Source organism: Aliihoeflea sp. 2WW, assembly GCF_000497755.1.
In the GTDB taxonomy this organism is placed as follows: domain Bacteria; phylum Pseudomonadota; class Alphaproteobacteria; order Rhizobiales; family Rhizobiaceae; genus Aliihoeflea.
The window spans coordinates 153,898-173,172 of record NZ_AYOD01000008.1 but is presented as its reverse complement, the minus strand read 5'-3'; the positions used below and the strand labels follow the sequence as shown (position 1 = coordinate 173,172).

At 63.5% G+C, this 19,275-nt stretch carries 16 protein-coding genes, 1 tRNA gene and 3 pseudogenes; 9 read left to right on the top strand and 11 right to left on the bottom strand.

Features of this window, described 5'->3' with window-relative positions:
* The gene (locus ALII_RS0105855) at positions 1-747 is read left to right on the top strand and encodes an SDR family oxidoreductase (protein ID WP_024586391.1); all 747 of its coding nucleotides are present in this window, start codon (positions 1-3) and stop codon (positions 745-747) included.
* Positions 748-760: 13 nt separating this feature from the next.
* Positions 761-1,534, top strand: coding sequence for a TIM barrel protein (locus ALII_RS0105850; protein ID WP_024586390.1), 774 nt, complete (start codon positions 761-763; stop codon positions 1,532-1,534).
* Here the strand turns inward: ALII_RS0105850 and ALII_RS0105845 are convergent.
* The 3 genes from ALII_RS0105845 to ALII_RS22300 all read right to left on the bottom strand — a co-directional run bounded on the left by ALII_RS0105845 (position 1,529) and on the right by ALII_RS22300 (position 3,569).
* A complete protein-coding gene (locus ALII_RS0105845) occupies positions 1,529-1,744 on the bottom strand; it encodes a flagellar FlbD family protein (protein WP_024586389.1) in 216 nt (71 codons plus the stop codon). The genes ALII_RS0105850 and ALII_RS0105845 overlap by 6 nt on opposite strands.
* A gap of 131 nt (positions 1,745-1,875) precedes the next feature.
* A complete protein-coding gene (locus tag ALII_RS0105840) occupies positions 1,876-3,291 on the bottom strand; it encodes a protein adenylyltransferase SelO (protein ID WP_024586388.1) in 1,416 nt (471 codons plus the stop codon).
* An 80-nt stretch (positions 3,292-3,371) separates the two neighbouring features.
* Positions 3,372-3,569: a hypothetical protein gene (locus tag ALII_RS22300; protein ID WP_161632239.1), complete on the bottom strand. Its 198-nt coding sequence runs from the start codon at positions 3,567-3,569 to the stop codon at positions 3,372-3,374.
* A gap of 793 nt (positions 3,570-4,362) precedes the next feature.
* Between ALII_RS22300 and ALII_RS0105830 the strand changes: the two genes are divergently transcribed.
* A complete protein-coding gene (locus ALII_RS0105830) occupies positions 4,363-4,974 on the top strand; it encodes a transglutaminase-like cysteine peptidase (protein WP_024586386.1) in 612 nt (203 codons plus the stop codon).
* 33 nt (positions 4,975-5,007) lie between these two features.
* Here ALII_RS0105830 and ALII_RS0105825 read toward each other — a convergent pair whose 3' ends face one another.
* Entirely contained in the window at positions 5,008-5,496 is a 489-nt protein-coding gene (locus ALII_RS0105825; RefSeq protein ID WP_024586385.1) for a hypothetical protein, read from the bottom strand.
* Between the two features lie 4 nt (positions 5,497-5,500).
* Positions 5,501-6,166: a response regulator transcription factor gene (locus tag ALII_RS0105820; protein WP_024586384.1), complete on the bottom strand. Its 666-nt coding sequence runs from the start codon at positions 6,164-6,166 to the stop codon at positions 5,501-5,503.
* A gap of 634 nt (positions 6,167-6,800) precedes the next feature.
* Between ALII_RS0105820 and ALII_RS22645 the strand changes: the two genes are divergently transcribed.
* The 5 genes from ALII_RS22645 (at position 6,801) to ALII_RS0105795 (ending at position 14,289) form a co-directional block, all read left to right on the top strand.
* A complete protein-coding gene (locus tag ALII_RS22645; protein ID WP_024586383.1) occupies positions 6,801-8,564 on the top strand; it encodes a hypothetical protein in 1,764 nt (587 codons plus the stop codon).
* A 91-nt stretch (positions 8,565-8,655) separates the two neighbouring features.
* On the top strand, positions 8,656-10,662 hold the full coding sequence (locus tag ALII_RS0105810) for a hypothetical protein (protein WP_029660247.1): 2,007 nt from the start codon (positions 8,656-8,658) through the stop codon (positions 10,660-10,662).
* 17 nt (positions 10,663-10,679) lie between these two features.
* Positions 10,680-12,728, top strand: coding sequence for a type I secretion system permease/ATPase (locus tag ALII_RS0105805; RefSeq protein WP_024586381.1), 2,049 nt, complete (start codon positions 10,680-10,682; stop codon positions 12,726-12,728).
* A gap of 9 nt (positions 12,729-12,737) precedes the next feature.
* Positions 12,738-14,078, top strand: coding sequence for an HlyD family type I secretion periplasmic adaptor subunit (locus tag ALII_RS0105800; RefSeq protein ID WP_024586380.1), 1,341 nt, complete (start codon positions 12,738-12,740; stop codon positions 14,076-14,078).
* 137 nt (positions 14,079-14,215) lie between these two features.
* Positions 14,216-14,289: transfer RNA gene (locus ALII_RS0105795), tRNA-Gln, on the top strand.
* 106 nt (positions 14,290-14,395) lie between these two features.
* Here the strand turns inward: ALII_RS0105795 and ALII_RS0105790 are convergent.
* The 6 genes and pseudogenes from ALII_RS0105790 to ALII_RS23270 all read right to left on the bottom strand — a co-directional run.
* Complete coding sequence (locus ALII_RS0105790) at positions 14,396-14,647, bottom strand: GlsB/YeaQ/YmgE family stress response membrane protein (protein WP_024586379.1); 252 nt, start codon at positions 14,645-14,647, stop codon at positions 14,396-14,398.
* A 150-nt stretch (positions 14,648-14,797) separates the two neighbouring features.
* Positions 14,798-15,215: pseudogene (locus ALII_RS23065) on the bottom strand (DUF6691 family protein).
* Positions 15,216-15,219: 4 nt separating this feature from the next.
* Positions 15,220-15,648, bottom strand: a complete 429-nt coding sequence (locus tag ALII_RS0105780; protein ID WP_024586377.1) for a YeeE/YedE family protein — start codon at positions 15,646-15,648, stop codon at positions 15,220-15,222.
* Positions 15,645-15,980 carry a metalloregulator ArsR/SmtB family transcription factor gene (locus ALII_RS0105775; RefSeq protein ID WP_024586376.1) on the bottom strand — a complete coding sequence of 112 codons (336 nt, stop codon included), beginning with the start codon at positions 15,978-15,980 and terminating at the stop codon, positions 15,645-15,647. Before ALII_RS0105775 ends, ALII_RS0105780 begins: the two co-directional genes overlap by 4 nt.
* Before the next feature lie 5 nt (positions 15,981-15,985).
* Positions 15,986-16,901 (bottom strand): annotated as a pseudogene (locus ALII_RS21035) (MBL fold metallo-hydrolase).
* Between the two features lie 36 nt (positions 16,902-16,937).
* Positions 16,938-17,276, bottom strand: a pseudogene (locus tag ALII_RS23270) (TIGR01244 family sulfur transferase); the annotation flags it as partial.
* A gap of 148 nt (positions 17,277-17,424) precedes the next feature.
* Between ALII_RS23270 and recQ the strand changes: the two are divergent.
* Positions 17,425-19,224 (top strand): DNA helicase RecQ, encoded by a 1,800-nt coding sequence (gene recQ / locus ALII_RS0105765; RefSeq protein WP_024586375.1) that lies wholly within the window; start codon positions 17,425-17,427, stop codon positions 19,222-19,224.
* Positions 19,225-19,275: the final 51 nt, after the last annotated feature.

Below are 19,275 nucleotides of genomic sequence, written 5' to 3'. Positions count from 1 at the left end.
ATGAACGACAAACGCAAATTCGCCGTCGTCACCGCCGGCGGCTCCGGCATCGGCGCCGTCGTGGCGCGGGAACTGGTCAAGGCCGGGTACGATGTCGCGATCACCGACGTCAATTTGCAGGCCGGCGAGGAGACCGCTGCCGGAACCGGCGCCACATTCCATGCCTGCGACATGGGCGATGCTGCTGCAATCGAAACGCTGTTCGCGCGCTTTGCGACCGTCGATCTCCTCGTCAACAATGCCGGCGTCGCGGGGCCGACCCTGCCGGTCGTGGAGACGCCGGTGGACGAATGGAAGCGCGCGGTCGACATCAACATCACCAGCCATTTCGTCGCCGCGCGCGCGGTGCTGCCGGGCATGATCGCGCAGAAGAGCGGCGTGATCGTCAACATGGCCTCGGTCGCGGCGAAGATCGCCTATCCGAACCGCGCGGTCTACGCGGCTACCAAATGGGCGGTGCTCGGGTTCACCGGCTCGCTGGCCCATGAGGTCGGCCAGATGGGCATCCGCGTCAATGCGATATTGCCGGCGTCGGTGCGCGGCGAGCGGATCGAAAGCGTCGTGTCCGAATATGCGCGCGCGAACGCGATGGATGTGAAGGATGCCGAGGCGCACTATCTCGGCCGCCAGGCGACGCGATCCTTCATCGAGCCCGAGGAGATCGCGGCGACGATCCTGTTCCTCGCCTCAGACGCCGCGCGGTCGATCACCGGTCAGTTCATCGGTGTCGATGGCGGCTTCCAGTAGCCGGACGCGACCGATGCCGCGCTTTTCGATCAACGTTTCCATGATGCTCCACGAATTCGCATTCCTGGATCGGTTCCAGGCGGCAGCGGATCTGGGCTTTGCAGGCGTGGACATCCAGTTTCCGTATGATTTCCCTGCCGATGCGTTGGCAAAGGCCGCGCGTCGCGCCGGTGTCGAGATCGTGCTGATCAACGTGCCCGCCGGCGACCTCACGTCTGGCGGCGATGGTTTGGCCTGTGTGCCGGGCCGCGAGAAAGCATTTGCGCGCGCAGTCGAAGAGGCCGCCGACTATGCGTTCGTTCTCGGCGTGAAACGCGTGAACGTTCTGTCCGGGCGCGTGTCGGAAGGCGTGGCGCGGGATGCAGCCTTTGCAACCTTGGTCGGCAACCTCCAACTCGCCGCCGACCGCTTCGCCCCGCTTGGCGTTACGGTGATGGCGGAGCCTTGCAACGGACGCGACGTGCCGCGCTACCTCGTTCAGCGCACCGCCGACGCGATCGATGCGATCGACGCCGCGTCGCGCCGGAACCTTGCGGTTCAGTTCGACTTCTATCACCGGCAGATCGTCGAGGGCGACCTCATCGGAGGGTTCCGCGCGGCCTTGCCGCGAATTGCCCATGTGCAGTTCGCCGATACGCCCGGCCGTCACGAACCGGGAACCGGTGAAATCAACCACCGCTCTTTGTTCGCAGCCATCGATGCGTCGGGCTATTCGGGCTGGGTCGGTGCCGAATACCGGCCGACCGGCACGACTGCCGCATCGCTGACATGGCGCGACAATTTATGAGTGAAGCGGTTGGTCCGGATCGCGGCGATCGTCCATTTCGAGGGGCCGCAGCCCGAGAGCGGCCAGCACCAGATCGACCTTCTCGGCGACGATGGCCTGTCCGCCGACATGCGTGATCTTGGTGCGCTCGCCATAGGCCTGAACGCTCGCGACATGCTCGGTGTTGAGAGCGATCGGCTGTCCGTTGACTTCGGTAAGTTGAATCCACATGAGCGTTCTCCCGTTGGGAGAAGCTCTGCAAGCGGCGTGCCGACGACAAACGCCCGTCCGGCCAGCCGCCATGTGCCAAATTGATACGGGAGGCATCCGTCTGCCCCGATTTGACCGTCTCCAACTGACCTTCAGCGAAGTCTCAACTGGAGCGCATCGCCCATCTGGCGGATATCGGCGATCTTCGTCGCGAATGCCGACCAGTCGTCGGCTTCGGCGATGGGAGCCCAGATCGCTTCCACGTCGTCGATCAGCATCGTGCAGGGCTGGGAGCGCTTGAAATAGGGATGAGCGAAATCGAGCCCGGCCTGCGCGGAAAACGGCTCGAATGCCTGCCGGAACGTGTCGAATGCCTCGCCGGAATAAGGTTCGCCCCCGGGCAGCGTGCGCCCCGACCGCAATCCGCCGAACATGTCGAAGAAAAAGCGCTCGAAGGGCATTTGCGAGACGGCGAGAAAGCGCCAGCCGGCGGCGACGAGCTGGTTGTCCGCCTCGAGCCCGGCGCTCGTCACGCCGAGGCGTTTGAGAAAGGCGCTGCGGAATTCTTCCTGCACGAGCGCCGGGAAGGCCCGCAGGACTATCTCCAGATCGGTCTGCGGCGCGAAGTCGAGCAGGCATTCGGCCAGCCGCGTGAGGTTCCAGAACATCGTGTCGGGCTGGCGGCCGAAGGCGTAAAGGCCGGTCTGGTCGAAATAGGCGGCGGTGAAGGCGGGATCGAGCGTTGGCAGGAATCGCCACGGACCGTAGTCGAAGCTTTCGCCGGTGATGTTGATGTTGTCGGTGTTGAGGACGCCATGGACGAAACCCGCGACCATCCAGGCGGCGGTCGTCTTCGCCAACCGGCGGCCGACCGCGTCGAGAAAGGCCAGCGCACGGCCCGGATCGAGCCTGGCGCCGACCTCGTGCAGGTAATGCGAAATCGAATGATCGATGAGCCGGGAAATTTCCTCGGTCTTGTCGAGGAAGCGCAGCCGCTGGAACGTGCCGATCCGAATGTGCGAGTGGCTGAGCCGCACCAGGACGGCCGAGCGCGTGGGCGAGGGCTCGTCGTTTCGCGCCAGCGCCTCGCCGGTTTCGATGAGGCTGAAGCTCTTCGACGTGTCGACGCCGAGCGCTTCCAGCATCTCCGTCGCCAGAACCTCGCGCACTCCGCCCTTGAGCGTCAGCCGCCCGTCGCCGCCGCGCGACCAGGGCGTCGTCCCGGAACCTTTCGTGCCAAGATCGAGAAGGCGGCCGGTATCGTCGTGGAGCTGGGCGAAGAGAAAGCCCCGGCCGTCGCCCAGATCCGGGTTGTACGAGCGGAACTGGTGGCCGTGGTATCGCAGCGCCAGAGGCTCGGGAAAACTGCCGGGTAAAGGCGCGAAACGTCCGAAATGATCGGCCCAATCGGGGTTCGACAAGCCATCCAGTCCGACGCGGCGTGCCCAGTCCTGATTGCGATACCGGACGACGTGGTCCGGAAACTTTGCGGCAGCAACCTCGTCGAAGAACTCGGCGCCAAGGTCGGCGTGCGCGGTGGAGGGGCGATAGGCTTCAGGAAATGGCATGTCCGTTCCGAAACGCGAGGAGGCGCCGAACGATCCACGCCCGGCGCCTCCAGCATACTGAAAAAATTCGTCCGGTCAGGTCATGCGTTTTCAGCCACCGGCACCGCCGGCACCACCACTGCCACCCGCACCGCCGCCGCCGCCGTCACCACCGCTTCCGCCGTCGCCGCCGCCTGCTCCGCCACCACCATCGCCGCCGCCGTCACCGCTGCCAGCATCGCCGCCACTTCCGCCGTCACCGCCGCTTCCGCCTGAACCACCACCGGCGTCGCTACCACCGGCGGAGCCACCGCCACCACCGGAGCCGCCACCACCACCGGACCACCACCGGAGCCGCCACGGAGCCGCCACCACCACCGGAGCCGCCGCCTGAACCGCCACCACCGGAACCACCTCCGCCAGAGCCGCCACCGCCGCCAGAGCCACCGCCACCAGAGCCACCGCCGCCGGAACCACCGCCACCAGAGCCGCCGCCACCAGAGCCACCACCGCCGGAGCCACCCCCACCGGAGCCGCCGCCACCAGAGCCACCACCGCCAGAGCCGCCACCACCGGAACCACCGCCACCGCCGGAGCCGCCGCCTGAGCCACCACCAGAGCCGCCCGAGCCGCCGCTGCCTTCACCGGGCGCGAAGCCAACCGGGAAGCCCGCGCCTTCGTTGCTCAGCACCGAGCGGATCAGCGCGGTGGTCAGAGGCGGGCATTGCTCGCGTTGGGCGCGCGTCAGTAACGAATCGCGATTTGCAGCGATGCAGCACAGCACGTAGTTTGCCTCGGTCATCGGCTGACAGATAGCCGCGGACAAAATCGGGCGCGCTTCCTGAGCAGTGGCCGCAGCAGAACCGCCGACCAAGGCGGCAGCGCCGACTGCGATTGTCTGTGTGAGTGCAAGAGTTCTTTTACGCAACATCTCCGCCCCTCCCGTCGATGGGGATTCTGGGGCTGACTGTTACTTTGCCCCCAAGTCAAGCGAAGTATGACACCTGCTTTAAACCTGTGAACCTGGACGTATTAACTATTGATTAACGACTTTGGCCTAAATAGTACGATTGGCATCGGAGAATATTCGTCATGCTGAGAGTGCTCGTTCTACCTTTCCTGGCAGTCGCGGTTGCCTCCTGCACGCAGACGACGGCGTCGATCTCCTCCACCGCTGCCATTGCGCCGGTTGCCTTCGCGGCCGAGCCGCAACTCATGGCCGGCTCCGGCCCTGCCTTCGCCCCGCCGGCCTTTTACGCGTTCTGCGCCGAACGGCCCGATTTGTGCGCGTCGACGGGCAATATGCGCAAGATGATGATGACACCCGCCCGCCAGCGGGAATTGCGCGAGGTCAATCTGCTGGTGAACCGGCAGATTCGCGAAGTCAGCGATATGGAAAAGCACGGCCAGGAAGATATCTGGGGCGTTCCCAGCACCGCCGGCGACTGCGAGGATTTCGCGATCCTGAAGAAAAAGGAACTTATGAAGCGCGGCTGGCCCGCCTCGACCTTGCTGCTGACGGTCGTCACCGTGGGCGGGGAGGGGCATGTCGTTCTCACGGCCAGCACGGACCGCGGCGACATCATCCTCGACAACCGAACCGACGCCCTGCGCGACTGGACCAGCGTGCGCTACAATTTCTTCGCCCGGCAGTCGCAGACGACCCACGGCAAGTGGGAGCGCATCGTCGCCGCCGGCGCCTGACGCAGCAGCTCCTGGACGATCGATCCGCGCGGGTCAGGTCGGGAAACTGTAGCGGTCGGTGATCCGCCAGATATCGCGGTTTATGTTGGTGAGCGAGGCGATGCTGTCCGAAATGCGCTGCAATTCGGCATCGTCGAGAATCTCGGCCTTGCCGTAGCGCACCTCGTCCTTGCCGTCGACGATCCGCATGAGCTGGGTCATCGACGGCGCGCCTTCCTCGTCGAACGAATAGATGCAGTGATTGTACTTGTTGCGGAGCCGGGCCTCGGCCGATAGCCGGCGGGTGGCGTCGAGCACGTCCTTGCGGCAATCGGCCGGCGTTGCGTGCATCTTGGCGAGCCGCTCGACGAGATCGGTGCGCGCGCGCGTCGTGTTCAAGGTCAGGAAGATGATGATCGCGGTTTCCTTGTCGACCTTGGCAAGGCCCGCGATCATGTGGATGAGAAGGCTCTCGGTATTCGTCCACGTATAGTTGAGCTGGCCGACGAGAAGCAGAATGTCCTTCAGTCGATTGGCGGACATTTCGTCAATTCTGCGATGGCCTGTGCCCGTCGGAGCCGTTCGGACCTGCGACCTGACGCGCGAAGTAGATCGCTGCGGCCTCGGTCCTGTTGTGGACGCCAAGCTTGTTGATGATGTTGTGGATGTGAATCTTGACCGTGTGCTCGGACAGGCCAAGATCATTGGCGATGATCTTGTTCTGGCTGCCCTTGGCCACGTGGCCGAGGATCTGCCATTCGCGCGCCGTCAGTTCGCTCATTGCCCCATCTCTCTTTGTTCGCGCGGCCTGGCCGCTGTCGGCCAGGTGCGATCGAAACACGACCGATGGCACATATTCTCCGCCACTCAACAATATACGCAAGATCGAAAGTAAAATATCGAGGTTGCTGTTGGTTGGCACGACGCCCTGAACCATTCGCTGCTCGACGAGATTTGCGAGCCGGCCGTCCTGGTTCTCGTTCGGATCGGCCAGTACGGCGAACATGGCCTTGGGATGCCATGCGGAAAGATCGCCGTAATGATAGGCGAGGCCGCCGATCAGGCTGCGCTCGATGAGCACGAGGTCGACATTGGCGACAAGCGACGTGCAGGCTTCGTTGAGATCGGGCACGATGTGGACGCGCAGGAAGCGGAACTCGCACTCGATGGCGGCCAGGAGGGCGTTCGAGACGACGCCTGCCGAGGCGACCACAAGAAGTGCACGTTCGCGCGCACCGGTCCGTTGAGATGGAAACAAGTCTTCCGAACGGCTTTCGGAAGCATTCAGACGCACTTCACCGTTTCGACCGCTAAGCATAGCCGATACCCCCTCATTACGCCACTGACGGTTCGCCCGCCTCGTTAGGACTAAGTCATTCGCTTGCGTGACTAGCCCTTAGTTAACGTATCGTAACCGACATGCCATGAATTCGGAATAGACTGAACGGTCTATAATAGTTTGACGGCCTACCAACGAGATGAAAACGTCGTGATTGCGTTAATTTAGACGATTAACAAGTTATAGAAATCGCATCCCGTATTTAACACGCAAAATGCTGAACAGGTATGATTAACGCGTGTTCCAGTAGGATGTCGCAAAGATTTAGACCGATGTGTCATCTTACCGACGTCTGTCTGTCGAAGCACACTTCGATAGTTGATCGCTGGTCTGCTGTATCGTGTCGTCTCGATATGGGTAGCGTGTTCTCGAGATTTTGACCCGCCGATCGTCTCGCGCATGTTCTGCGTACCGCGCGAAGTGCCTGCAAAATCAACGGACGCCGGGTGAAGACTCCAATTAGATGTATGGCGGTCAAGCCTAAGCGTCCTCAACGGAGGACAGGGTAATGGTAACCATGGATCGACCGCATTGGTGGAAGAAGAACAACCAGGATCAGGATCAGGATCAAGACCAGCATCAGGGACAAGGCCAGGGCCAGCTTCAGGGACAGGGCCAGGGGCAGTATCAGCACGGCTCGTCCGAATCCGAAGCCTATTCGGGTGCCGGAGCGGGCGCTCTGGCAGGTGCCGGCGCGTTGTCGGCAAGCATCGGCCATAACGAGAACCACAATGGCAATGGCAATGCGAACCTGAACGGCAACCTCAGTGCCAACCTGAACGGCAACCTGAACCACAACAAGAACGATTCCGAAAACACCAACACGAATTCCAATACGAACTCGAATACCAGCACGACGACCGTGACCGTCGACGTGACCGCAAATCTCGGCCTCGAAGACTACATGCCGACCGATGACGACTTCGTCGATATCGACAATTCGAACATCGACGGTCTCTTCGCGACTGAAATCGACAACGTCATGAACAACGCGTTCCAGGGCGGCGGTACCGATGTCGGTAACGTCATCACCCAGAACGCGCACATCTCCGACAACGACCATCTCAACAATGCCAACCTGCAGAACAACGGGCAATTCCAGCAGAACGGAAGCGCCACGGGTGGCACCGCGACCGCCGATGACGGCATTGATGCCGGTGGCGGTGGCGGTGGCGGTGGCGGAACGGCCAAGGCCAATGGCGGCGATGGCGCCGAAGGCGGCTACGCCGATGGCGGCAAGGGCGATGGCGGCGATGGCACTGGCGGTCTGGCGTTCAGCAAGGCCTTCGGCGGCAATGGCAGCGGCGGCTCGGCGAGTGGTGGCAACGGTGACGGCGGCGACGGCACGTCCGGCTATGCCGACGGCGGCAAGGGCCGCGGCGGCGATGGCGCTGCCGGCGGTACTGCTTACGGCGTCGGTCTCGGACTGGGCGTAGGCCTCGGTGCAGGACTTGCGGCCGGCGGAGCTGGCGCTGCAGGCGGCAACAATGACGCCGGCAATGGCGGCAATGGCGGTAATGGCGGCGGCGGCGGTGACGGCGGCGACGTCAACAACTCCGGCAATGGCGGTTCCGCGACCGCTGGCGACGGCGTCGATGCCATGTTCGCCAAGATCCCGATCCTGAACATCGGTGGTGATACCGGTGCTGCCGGCAATGGCGGCAACCAGGGCACCGGCGGTGGCGGTGGCGGTGGCGGCGGCGGCGGCGGTGGTGCCGGCGGCGCGGCTACGGATGCCGGTGACGGCGGGGACGGTGGTGCTGCCCTCGGCGCAGGCTACGGCGCAGGCAATGGCGGCGGCGCAGGCTGGGCAGTCGGCGGTGCCGGCGGCAATGGCGGCGGCGGGACCGGTGGCGCTGCAACGAGCGGTGCGGCCAATGGTGGCGCCGGGAATGGCGGCCATGCCTGGGCAGAAGGTGGCGACGGCGGTGCTGCGCTCAGCGGCGCCTGGGCTGACGGAGCTGGCGGTGCCGGCTATGGCGGCTGGGCGCTAGGCGGTGCCGGTGGTGCCGGTGGTGCCGGCGGCACGGCGACGACGGGTGCAGGCGGCTACGGCGGGGCAGGTGGAACGTGGGGCTCGGACAATGGCGATGACGGCTACGTCACCGGCACGAGCAGCGCCTCCGCTGACGCCCTGATCGACACCAGTGCCTTCAACCAGTCGATCGTCATGGGTGCCAACCTGCAGCAGAACGCGATCGACATGACGGTTGTCGGCGGGTCGATGACCAACACGTCGTTTGGCGAAGACGGCAATACCGACGACGCCTGAACGGCTTCGTGAACCAAGCATCAAAGGGCTGCGCGGGTCATCCCGCGCAGCCCCAAAGTCAACAAGAAGATGACGAGGGGAGAAGCGTGCCATGTCCATGGACGGCGTCACCGAGATCATCGCGCATTTCGTTGGTCACTTTCACACGCTGATCGAACAAGCGCGCATGCGCGAGGCCTACGACAAGTTCCTGGCCGCTAAAGCCGACCAGCTCGACCACGAAGAACTGCCTTTCATCACAGCTCAGTTCGACGCGCGTTTCCAGTTGGGAAGCTACGTTCCCGAACTGGCCTACGAGCCGCCGGCACCCGAACTCGTGCCGGTCGTCCCATGGTCGTATGTGAGCTTCGTTCCGCCCGATCTGCCCGAACTGACGGGCAAGTTCTACGCGCAGTGGCCGGCTCTGCTTCAACTCGCCCCGGCCTCGATCGCGATCAGCTACATCACGAAGACGATCCTTCCAGATGTCGAGCCGCTTGGCTCCATCGGAAACTATCTCGTCCAGAAGATTTCGCTGACGGACAACGATTACTTCGGTGTCGGCGGCTCGGGCCTCGTCTTTTCGCCCGAAGCAGTCGGCAACGATCTCCTCCTCGACTTTGCCTCCCAGGCCTTGTCGATCTCGCCAATCGCCGACCCGGTCCTGCCGGGCTCCACCGATGCGGTGATCGACTTCATCTCGATTGCGATCGAGGCGTTCGAAAGTTACGACCCGTCATCGGCGCCTGAAGGCGCGAACGTGTTCGTGACGAAATCGACGACGCTCGAAGGCGACTATCTGAATGGCGAACTCGTCGACGAACTGCCGATCCTGAGCGACTATTACGATCCTGCGCTGCCCGGCGAAGAGATCGCGCCGGTCGGACAAAAATACGTGCAGGCCGAGGGAAACGTGCAGATCGAGGCGTCCGTGACGCTCGAAGCCGGCGGCAATGCGCTGGTCAATGCGGCCACGGTGACGAGCTTCTGGACCGCCGCGACGGTCACGGCGGTCGTCGGCAGCCATTTCGAACTGAATGCGATCATCCAGATCAATGCCTGGATGGACGAGGATGCGGTCTGCGAATCCGTTTCGGGCTGGCTCGATCCGGATGCGGCGGCGACCAAGGCCTTCAATCTGGCATCCTTCGCCCGTTACGACACGCATGAAGAGATGCGCCAGCCCGGCGACGACCCGACATTTCCCAAGCACTGGGTGGTCGAGCGCATCGATGGCGACGTGATGATCGTCAATTGGCTGCAGCAATTCGTCTTCATGTCCGACAACGACATCGGCATACTCGCCTCATCGGGCGTGACCACCAGCGTGATCGCTGGCGACAATATGTCGATCAATCAGATTTCGCTGTTCGAAATGGCGTTCGCCTACGACCTCATCGTCATCGGCGGCAATGTCTACGATGCCAACATCATCCAGCAACTCAACGTCCTGTTCGACAATGACGTGATCGGAGCGGTGAACGGGTTCACCACGACGGGAAACGGCACAGCTTCGACGTCCGGAAACCTCCTCTGGAACGAGGCGTCCATCAACAATGTCGGCGGTGCGACCCGGTTCGAGGGACTTCCCGACGCCTACAAGGCATTCGCCGACAGCCTCGCGCTCGGCGGCAAGGGTGCGGCGGGCGATGTCCTGACCGATTCTGCCTTCGCCGGTCTGGGGGCGCTTAAGGTGCTCTATATCAGCGGCGACCTGATCAAGCTCAATTATGTCGGCCAGACCAACATTCTGGGCGACAGCGATCAGATCGCTCTCGCCATGAACGCTCTCCATCCGGTGGCGGACGCCAACTGGACGCTCAAGACTGGCGACAATGCCCTGATCAACGTCGCGGCCATTTCGGACCTCGATTCACTGGGCAAGACTTACGTCGGCGGCGAGCAGTATTCGCAGGACATACTCATCCAGGCGGAGTTCATCTCCGCATCGCCCGATCTCCTCGGTGCGCGCGATCCCAATGCGCTGGTCAACGAGGCGGTCGCCTTCCTGGTGGACGACACGGCCGATGACTATGCCGACGGAAAATCCTCGCTTGACCCGGGCTATCACCCGCAGGATGCCGGTCAGACCGACGGCCTGCAAACCATGCTCGCATGAGCGGGGGGGACTGAGACATGACGCAGGAAGATCACGCAGCGCGTCCGCACCGGTCGGACGCGGAAGACGGGCGCGGCGAGCATTCTGCCGGCCGGATGCCGCATCTCGACGAGGTTGATCGTGCGATCGAGCGGATCGAGAAGAATGCCGCCGATGTCCAGCAGGCAGCCGCAACGGTGACGATCGAAACGCCGTCCGACCGCCCCGCGGGCAGGACGGAGGCGCCGCGCAAGCCCTCAGGAATGGTAACGATCGAGGCCGACAACGGGCCGATCGCCGCAGCGCCGGCACCGGGCAAGATCGCGGCGAATACCAACCGCTCGGAAGCCGGGTTCCACAAGCGCCTCGGCCCCGTCGACTTTGCCGCCCAGCTCAAGAACGGCATCAGCGCGGTCCGGCGGAACCTTGCCATCGTGATGGTGTTCACCGTTGCCAGCAACGTCCTGGTCCTCGCGATCCCGATCTATCTCTTCCAGATCTCCGACCGGGTTCTGACCAGCCGCTCGCTCGATACGCTCACGATGTTGACCATCGTGATCGTCGGCGCCGTCGTCCTTCAGGCCATCTTCGACGCGATCCGCCGCTTCATCCTGATGCGGACGGCCGTGGAGGTCGCGGCCCAGCTCGGCTCGCCCATCCTGTCGGCAGCCGCGCGCGCCTCGCTGACGGGGAACGGCAAGGAATATCAGACGCTGGGCGATCTTGCCCAAGTCCGTTCCTTCCTCGTCTCGCGCACGCTGATTTCGTTCCTGGATGCACCGATCGCGCCGATTTTCCTCCTCGCGGTTTTCCTGATCCACCCGCATCTGGGCTTCATCGTCGTGGGAACGGCCCTCCTTCTGCTGGTGATCACCGTCCTCAACCAGAAGGCGACGTCGGCCCCGTTCGGCGAGGCCAACACCGCGCAGGTGAAAGCCAACCTCCATCTCGATTCCATGTCGCGCAACTCGCAGATCATCAATGCGCTCGCGATGATCCCGGAGGCGGTGCGGATCTGGGGCAAGGACACGGCCGAATCCCTGCGCGCCCAAGTGGTCGCCCAGGACCGGAACATCATGTTTTCGGCCCTCTCCAAGGGGGCACGTCTGCTGACCCAGGTCGGTATGCTCGGCTGGGGCGCATATCTCGCGATCGAAGGCCAGATCACCGGTGGCATGGTCATCGCCGCTTCCATCATCGCCGGCCGCGCGCTGGCGCCGATCGAGGGCGCGATCGAAGGCTGGAACCAGTACACGCAGTCGAAATCCGCCTATGGGCGCATCACCGCGCTTCTCAATGCCTCGCCGCTGAATTTCGAGCGCCTGAACCTGCCACGGCCGGAAGGGCGGCTCGATGTGGAGCGCCTTCTCTACGTCCCCCAGGGCACCAAGCGCGTCGTTCTCAACGGGCTGACCTTTTCGCTCAACCCCGGCGATTCACTCGCGGTGATCGGCAATTCGGGCGCCGGCAAGACGACGCTCGGCAAGATGCTCGTGGGCTCCATCCTGCCGACATCGGGCAATGTGCGGCTCGATCTCATGGATTTGCGCAACTGGGACCAGCGCCAGTTCGGCGAAAACATCGGCTACCTGCCGCAGGACGTGCAGCTCTTCCCCGGTACGATCAAGGCGAACATCGCCCGCATGCGTGAGGACGCGACGGACGAGCAGATCTACGAAGCCGCAGTCCTGGCCGATGTGCATGAGATGATCTCCTCCCTGCCGCATGGCTACGAAACGATGGTCGCGGCCGACGGCACGCCGCTTTCGGGCGGCCAGAAGCAGCGCATCGCGCTCGCCCGCGCCTTTTTCGGCGGCCCGCGCCTCGTCGTGCTCGACGAGCCAAATTCCAACCTCGATCAAGCCGGCGACAACGCGCTGAAGCGGGCGCTCGAACACGCCAAGCGCGAAAAGATCACCGTCATCACCATCACCCAGCGTCCCGCGCTCCTGCAGAGCGTCGACAAGATCCTGCTGCTCGTCAACGGGACCGTGGCGCTGTTCGGCGTCCGCCAGGACGTTCTTTCCGCCCTGCAGACACGCGGCATTTCCGTCGAGCTCGGCTCGTTCGGCCACCAGTTGCAATAGGATCGCACCATGTCGGACATCGCCTCGGTTCATGACATTCAGTGGTATGCGGACGTCCCGCGGTCGATCTGGAAGCATACTGTATTCGGCATCGCGCTTCTGGGCGTCACCTTCGGCGGGTTCGGCGCATGGGCGCTGACGGCGCCTCTGGCCTCGGCGGTGATCTCGCAGGGCAGCTTCGTGGCCACCGGGCAGAACAAGATCGTGCAGCATTTCGGCGGCGGCGTTATCAAGGAACTGCTGGTGTCCGAAGGCGATGTCGTCCAGGCCGGCCAGCCTCTGGTTCTGCTGGACGAGACGGCGGCGCTGGCCAAGGATCGCGAACTGTTCCTTCGCCGCGCCCGCCTCGAGGCGATTGCCGCGCGGCTCTTGTCGCAATATCAGGGGCTCGATCAGATGAGCCTGCCCGGCTTTCTCGACGACCATCTCGGCGAGCCGGAGGTGATCGAGATCATCGAGAGCCAGAAGCTCAATTTCGACGCGCAGCGGATGAAGATCGAGGGCGAACTCAGCATCCTCGAACAGAACATGTTGTCGCTCGAATTCCGCGCCGAAGGCTACGACCGGCAGAAGGCCTCCTACGAACAGCAACTTGAACTTCTGCGCCAGGAGCATGAAGGCAAGGCGTCGCTGTTCGAGAAGGGATTGCTGCGCGGCACCGAATTGAAGGCGCTCGAGCGTGCCATGGCGGATGCCGAGGGACAGATCGGCCGCCTCGATTCCGAAATCGACCAGGCGACGGCGCAGGTCGAGCGCACGCGGCAGGAAATCACCCAGGCCGAAAGCGTCTATCGGGAAGATGCTCTCGACCGGCTGCAGGGCATTCAGGGCGAACTCGACGTGGTCCGCGAACAATCGCGCGAGGCCGAGAACGTCCTCCAGCGCGCTTCGATCGTCGCGCCCGTGTCGGGCACGATCGTTCGGGCCCACTATCACACCAATGGCGGCGTGATCGAAAGCGGCAAGGCCGTGATGGAGATCCTGCCCGACGACGTGCCGCTCCTGATCGAGGCGCAGGTGCCGCGCACGGACATCGACAGCGTGCGCGTCGGCCAGCCGGCGACAATCCGTCTCGTCGCGCTGAACCAGCGCACCACGCCGGTCCTGGAAGGTCACGTGATCTACGTTTCCGCCGACGCGCTTTCGGACCAGCAGTCGCCGGGCAGGTCACATGACGTCTACCTGGCGCGCATCGACATCTCGCCACGCGAGCTTTCGCGCGTCCGCGGTTTCCAGCCGACGCCGGGCATGCCCGCGGAGATCATGATCCAGATCGAGGAACGAACCTTCTTCAACTACCTGGCCAAGCCCATCACCGACTCGATGGCCCGCGCTTTCACCGAACGGTGACCTTGGTCCTACCCGCGGCGGTGGACAAGGCAGCACACATTTCGCCGCCGCCCATCAACTTGCCGCATTGGGGGTTGACTATTCCGCCCGCCCGGATAAAACGCGCCCACATCAGCGCGCTGCAAGCGCGTCGGTCTTGGGGAATAGGTTAACGGTAGACCCACGGACTCTGACTCCGTTAGTCCTGGTTCGAATCCAGGTTCCCCAGCCAATCTCTAAATCCCTGGAATCGGCAAGTTTTTCCGACTGCGCCGGCATGAGCCGTTGACACCTGTCTCTTGTGCCGCTCGCATTTTCCGTGATGTCGGCCCCGGCCGCTAGCGCCTGACTGCTCGACCGAGCCAGATCAGGATGCAGGCGCCGATGAACCCGGCGATGAGATAGCCGAGCCAGCCGCCGAAAGAGACGCCGAGAAAGCCGAAAAGAAAGCTGGCGATTGCTGCGCCGATGATGCCGAGAATGATGTTTGCGAAGATGCCGGTATTGCTCTTCATGAAGTTCGAGGCGATCCAGCCGGCAAGACCGCCGATGATGATTGCCGCGATCCAGCCTACGCTTGCGTCTTCCATCTGACCACTCCCGCTTCCTATGCTGACGATAGGTCAAATCATCCACGATGGTTCGATTCGAACAAGACGTCGGTTGGCCTTGTCCCCTGTAACTTTCACAAAGCCGGGCGACTTGGAATCGAAGTCGCGATCCGGCGATTGTCGACCGCGTCAGGCGGCGCGTGGTGCGGCGGTTCCCTCCGCGAGCAGCCTTGCGGCCCACATGCCTAGGAGCATGGCGGGGATGAAGGCGAGGGTGCCGGTGGCTCCGAGGCCGAGCGCGGTCAGTGCCGGGCCGGGGCAAAACCCGCCGAGCCCCCAACCGATGCCAAAGATGGCGGGACCGGCGATGATCGCTGCGCGTCGGCAGGTGGAATCGATCGCCGACGATGGGCTCGGCGCGCGCCAGCACCAGACGATAGCCGACGAAGGTCACCAGCACCGCACCGCCCATGACGAAGGCAAGCGATGGGTCCCAGGTTCCGAACAGGTCGAGGAAGTTCAAGACCTTCGCCGGGTCCGACATGCCTGAGACGACGAGGCCGGCGCCGAACAGGAGGCCGAGCGCAAGGTTGACGAGGAAGGACATTCGATCAGGCTCCGGTGACGTGGCGCACGAGGAAGACGGTGATGAAGGCCGTCGCCATGAAGATGCAGGTGGCGACGAAGGAGCGGGTCGACAGCCGCGACAGGCCGCAAACGCCATGGCCCGATGTACAGCCATTGCCCCATACGGAACCGAAGCCAACGAGGAGGCCGGCCGCGATCATCAGCGCAATGTTGGACGACACCGTCTGGCTGATCTCGATGCCGCCGAGCGCAACCATGACGAGCGGTGCGGCGACGAGCCCGATGACGAAGCCGAAGCGCGACGGGAACGCGCCGTCGCGGTAAGGCGGCAGCAACCGTCCGGCGATCCCAGAAATGCCGGCGATGCGACCCTCCCACAGCATAAGGAGTACGGCCGAAAGGCCGATCATCATGCCGCCGACAAGCGAGGCGAGGGGCGTGAATTCGGTCATGGGTTCGATCCTTTGGCCGGCGTTGCGCAGAACATGGCGTGCATCATCGAAATGAACTCGGACACGCGGCCATCTTCGAGCCGGTAGTACATGTGCTTGGATTCCTTGCGGCCGACGATGAAGCCGGCTTCGCGCAACTCGGCAATCTGCTGCGACAGGCCCGGCTGGCGGATACCGAGCGTATCTTCGAGGTCGCGCACCGCGCGTTCGCCATCGACGAGCGCGCAGACGATCATCAGCCGCGAGGGATGGGCGAGCTTCTTCAAAAACTCCGCCGCCTCGCCGGCATTTTCGACCATTTCCGCTGTCTCTTGCGACATTTCGCGAGCCATGACGGTCAGTCCCATGCCGCACCCTTCAGCGCGTCGAGCGGGAATTTGAGATAGCGCTTCCCGTTGGCTTCCGGCGCCGGCAGGCGGCCGCCATTCACGTTCACCTGCAGCGCGTGCAGGATCAGCTTGGGCATGGGCAGCGTCGCGTCGCGAGCTTCGCGGACCGCGACGAACTCGTCTTTCGTACGACACGTGGAAATGTGCGTGTTCGCCGCCTTCTGTTCGGCGACGGTCGATTCCCACCGCGGCTCGCGCCCGTCCGGCTGATAGTCATGACCGACGAAGATGCGGGTCTCGTCGGGCAGGGCAAGAATCTGCTGGATCGAATCCCAAAGGCGCGACGCGCTGCCGCCGGGAAAATCGCAGCGGGCCGTGCCCGAATCCGGCATGAAAAGCGTGTCGTGGACGAACGTAGGTGATCGAGGCCAGCGTGTGGCCGGGCGAGAACAGCACCTTGGCGTCGATCTTGCCGAGCTTGAACGTTTCGCCTTCGGCAAAAAGCTTGTCCCACTGCGAACCGTCGGCGGGAAAATCGGGCCAGTGATAGAAGCGCTTCCACAGCTTCTGCACCTCGACCACCTTCTCGCCGATCGCCGTTGGTGCGCCGGTCTTTTCCTTCAGGTACTGGGCGGCGGAAAAATGATCGGCGTGGGGATGCGTGTCGAGAATCCACTCGACCTCGAGCCCGTTCGATCTGATGTAGTCGAGAATGCGGTCGGCATTGATCGTCGCCGTCGCACCGGACTTCTCGTCGAAATCGAGCACCGGGTCGATGATCGCGCATCTGTTCGTGGCGGGATCGGAGACGACGTACTGGACCGAAAAAGTTCGCTTGTCGAAAAACGCCTTAACGTCAGGCTTGGCACTGGTGAGATTGGCTTCGTTGGCGTCGAGCCATTTGACTGCGCCCGAAAGGTCGATCCCAAGACGCGCGCCGAGCGGCACGACCTCGCTCTTCGCCATGCGGCCGTCGAGCACCTCGCCGATCGCGTGAAGCGTTGCCGAGCGTGTGCCGGTCTTGCAGTGAGCGAGAACGGGACCGTCCGCGTTTTCAAGCGCCGCCTGGAAATCCGCCACCTGACCCCTGGTGATCTGGCCGGGAACGACGGGAATGTGCGTGTAGCCGAGCCCCACCGTCGCTGCGACGCTGTGGTTCTCCGACGAGCTCGGCTGGCTCGCCTCCTCGCCATCCGGCCGATTGTTGACGATGGCGACGATCCCCTGCGCCTTGGCGGCATGGATGTCGGCGGCGGTGATCTGAGGGGCGATGTAGAGCTTGTCGGAAACCTGTTTCATGCGTCACTCCCGGTAAGCGGCCGAGCCGTCCGCTCGATAAAAAATATATAAAACGATTGCAAAAAATCGCAATGATAGAGTCTCGCTTCCGAAGCCGTCCTCCCGGCATGCTATGAGGGACGCTTTCCTGATTCTGTAGCTGAGGCCGATGACCGCCACCGCTCTCGAAATTCTCAAGACCGTCTATGGCTATGATGCGTTCCGTGGGCCGCAGGCGCGGATCGTCGAGCATGTCGTCGGCGGCAACAACGCCTTCGTTCTGATGCCGACGGGCGGTGGAAAATCGCTTTGCTATCAGATTCCCGCCATTGTCCGGCCCGGCATGGGGCTCATCGTCTCGCCGCTGCTGGCATTGATGGCGGATCAGGTGTCGGCCTTGCGTCAGGCGGGGGTGCGCGGCGCGGCGCTGAATTCGGATCTGCCGGCCGACGATCGACGCGCGCTGTGGCACGCCATCCACGAAGGCGAACTGGACCTTCTCTATGTGGCGCCGGAGACTCTTCTGCGCCCGGAGGTGCTGGAGCGGCTCGGCCGTGTGAAACTGTCGCTGATCGCCATCGACGAGGCGCATTGCCTGTCGCAGTGGGGGCACGACTTCCGGCCGTCCTATCGCCAACTCGACGCACTGGTGCGCCAGTTTCCGGATACGCCGCGCATGGCGCTGACGGCGACGGCGGACGAGCCGACGCGTGCGGAAATCCTGTCGCATCTCGACATCGGGCGCGATGACGCCTTCACCGCGGGTTTTGACCGTCCCAACATTCGATATGCGATCGAGGAAAAGGACAATCCCCGCGCGCAATTGAAGGACTTCCTCAAGCGTCATGAAGGCGAGAGCGGCATCGTCTACTGCCTGTCGAAGCGGAAGACGGAGGAGACCGCCGCCTGGCTGCGCGACCAGGGCTATGACGCGCTCGCTTATCATGCCGGCATGGACAAGGCCTCGCGGGAGGCCAACCAGACGCGCTTTCAGCATGGCGAAGCGGTCATCATGGTCGCCACCGTCGCCTTCGGCATGGGTATCGACAAGCCGGACGTGCGCTTCGTCGCTCATATCGACCTGCCGGGAAGCATCGAGGCGTATTATCAGGAGACGGGCCGGGCCGGGCGCGACGGACTGCCGTCCGACACACTGATGCTTTATGGCTCCGAGGATATCGCGCTGCGCAGCCGCTTCATCGAGGAATCGGATGCGCCGGACCAGCGCCGGCGCATGGAGCGCCAGAAACTCGATTCGCTGTTGGGCCTGGCGGAAACGGCGAATTGCCGCCGGCAGGCATTGCTGTCCTATTTCGGCGACGATTGCGACCCGTGCGGCAATTGCGACACCTGCGACAGGCCGCCGGAGCGCTTCGATGGCACGATCGCTGCACAAAAGGCACTGTCCTGCATCTACCGGACCGGCGAGCGCTTCGGGCAAGCCTACATTGTCGATGTACTGCTGGGGGTCGAAAACGAGCGGATCGCCCAGTTCGGCCATGACCGAATTTCGACGTTCGGCATCGGAACCGAGCACGACAATCGCATCTGGCGTGCGATCCTGCGCCAGTTGATCGCGCTTCGCCTGATCGACGTCGATCTTGCTGGCCATGGCGGCCTGTCGATCGCAACGGCAGGGCGTGATTTTCTGCGCGACAAGCCGCAATTGATGCTGCGCGTGCCGGCAGCGCCCCGCGCGCGCCGCCAGAAGGTCGAGCGGAGCACGGCACAACTCGCGATCAGCGACGCGGATCGTTCCCTGTTCCAGGCGCTGCGCCAGAAGCGCACGGAAATCGCGCGCCTTCAGAACGTGCCGCCCTACGTGATCTTCCACGACAAGACGCTGATCGAACTCGCTGCAGCCCGGCCCGGCTCGCGCGTCGAGATGGCGGACGTGCCCGGTGTCGGCGAAACGAAGCTCGATCGGTATGGGCCCGCTTTCCTGGCCGTCATCGCCGAACATCCCTAGGACCACCCGGCGATCACATGCGCGCAACTCCTGACGTCGTTGTGCGATGGC

What these genes read in the sequence shown, in the direction of transcription:
- ALII_RS0105855 (WP_024586391.1), top strand. Translation starts at nt 1, where the DNA reads ATGAACGACAAACGCAAATTCGCCGTCGTCACCGCCGGCGGCTCCGGC.
- ALII_RS0105850 (WP_024586390.1), top strand. Translation starts at nt 761, where the DNA reads ATGCCGCGCTTTTCGATCAACGTTTCCATGATGCTCCACGAATTCGCA.
- ALII_RS0105845 (WP_024586389.1), bottom strand. Translation starts at nt 1,744, where the DNA reads ATGTGGATTCAACTTACCGAAGTCAACGGACAGCCGATCGCTCTCAAC.
- ALII_RS0105840 (WP_024586388.1), bottom strand. Translation starts at nt 3,291, where the DNA reads ATGCCATTTCCTGAAGCCTATCGCCCCTCCACCGCGCACGCCGACCTT.
- ALII_RS0105830 (WP_024586386.1), top strand. Translation starts at nt 4,363, where the DNA reads ATGCTGAGAGTGCTCGTTCTACCTTTCCTGGCAGTCGCGGTTGCCTCC.
- ALII_RS0105825 (WP_024586385.1), bottom strand. Translation starts at nt 5,496, where the DNA reads ATGTCCGCCAATCGACTGAAGGACATTCTGCTTCTCGTCGGCCAGCTC.
- ALII_RS22645 (WP_024586383.1), top strand. Translation starts at nt 6,801, where the DNA reads ATGGTAACCATGGATCGACCGCATTGGTGGAAGAAGAACAACCAGGAT.
- ALII_RS0105810 (WP_029660247.1), top strand. Translation starts at nt 8,656, where the DNA reads ATGTCCATGGACGGCGTCACCGAGATCATCGCGCATTTCGTTGGTCAC.
- ALII_RS0105805 (WP_024586381.1), top strand. Translation starts at nt 10,680, where the DNA reads ATGACGCAGGAAGATCACGCAGCGCGTCCGCACCGGTCGGACGCGGAA.
- ALII_RS0105800 (WP_024586380.1), top strand. Translation starts at nt 12,738, where the DNA reads ATGTCGGACATCGCCTCGGTTCATGACATTCAGTGGTATGCGGACGTC.
- ALII_RS0105790 (WP_024586379.1), bottom strand. Translation starts at nt 14,647, where the DNA reads ATGGAAGACGCAAGCGTAGGCTGGATCGCGGCAATCATCATCGGCGGT.
- ALII_RS0105780 (WP_024586377.1), bottom strand. Translation starts at nt 15,648, where the DNA reads ATGACCGAATTCACGCCCCTCGCCTCGCTTGTCGGCGGCATGATGATC.
- ALII_RS0105775 (WP_024586376.1), bottom strand. Translation starts at nt 15,980, where the DNA reads ATGGCTCGCGAAATGTCGCAAGAGACAGCGGAAATGGTCGAAAATGCC.
- recQ (WP_024586375.1), top strand. Translation starts at nt 17,425, where the DNA reads ATGACCGCCACCGCTCTCGAAATTCTCAAGACCGTCTATGGCTATGAT.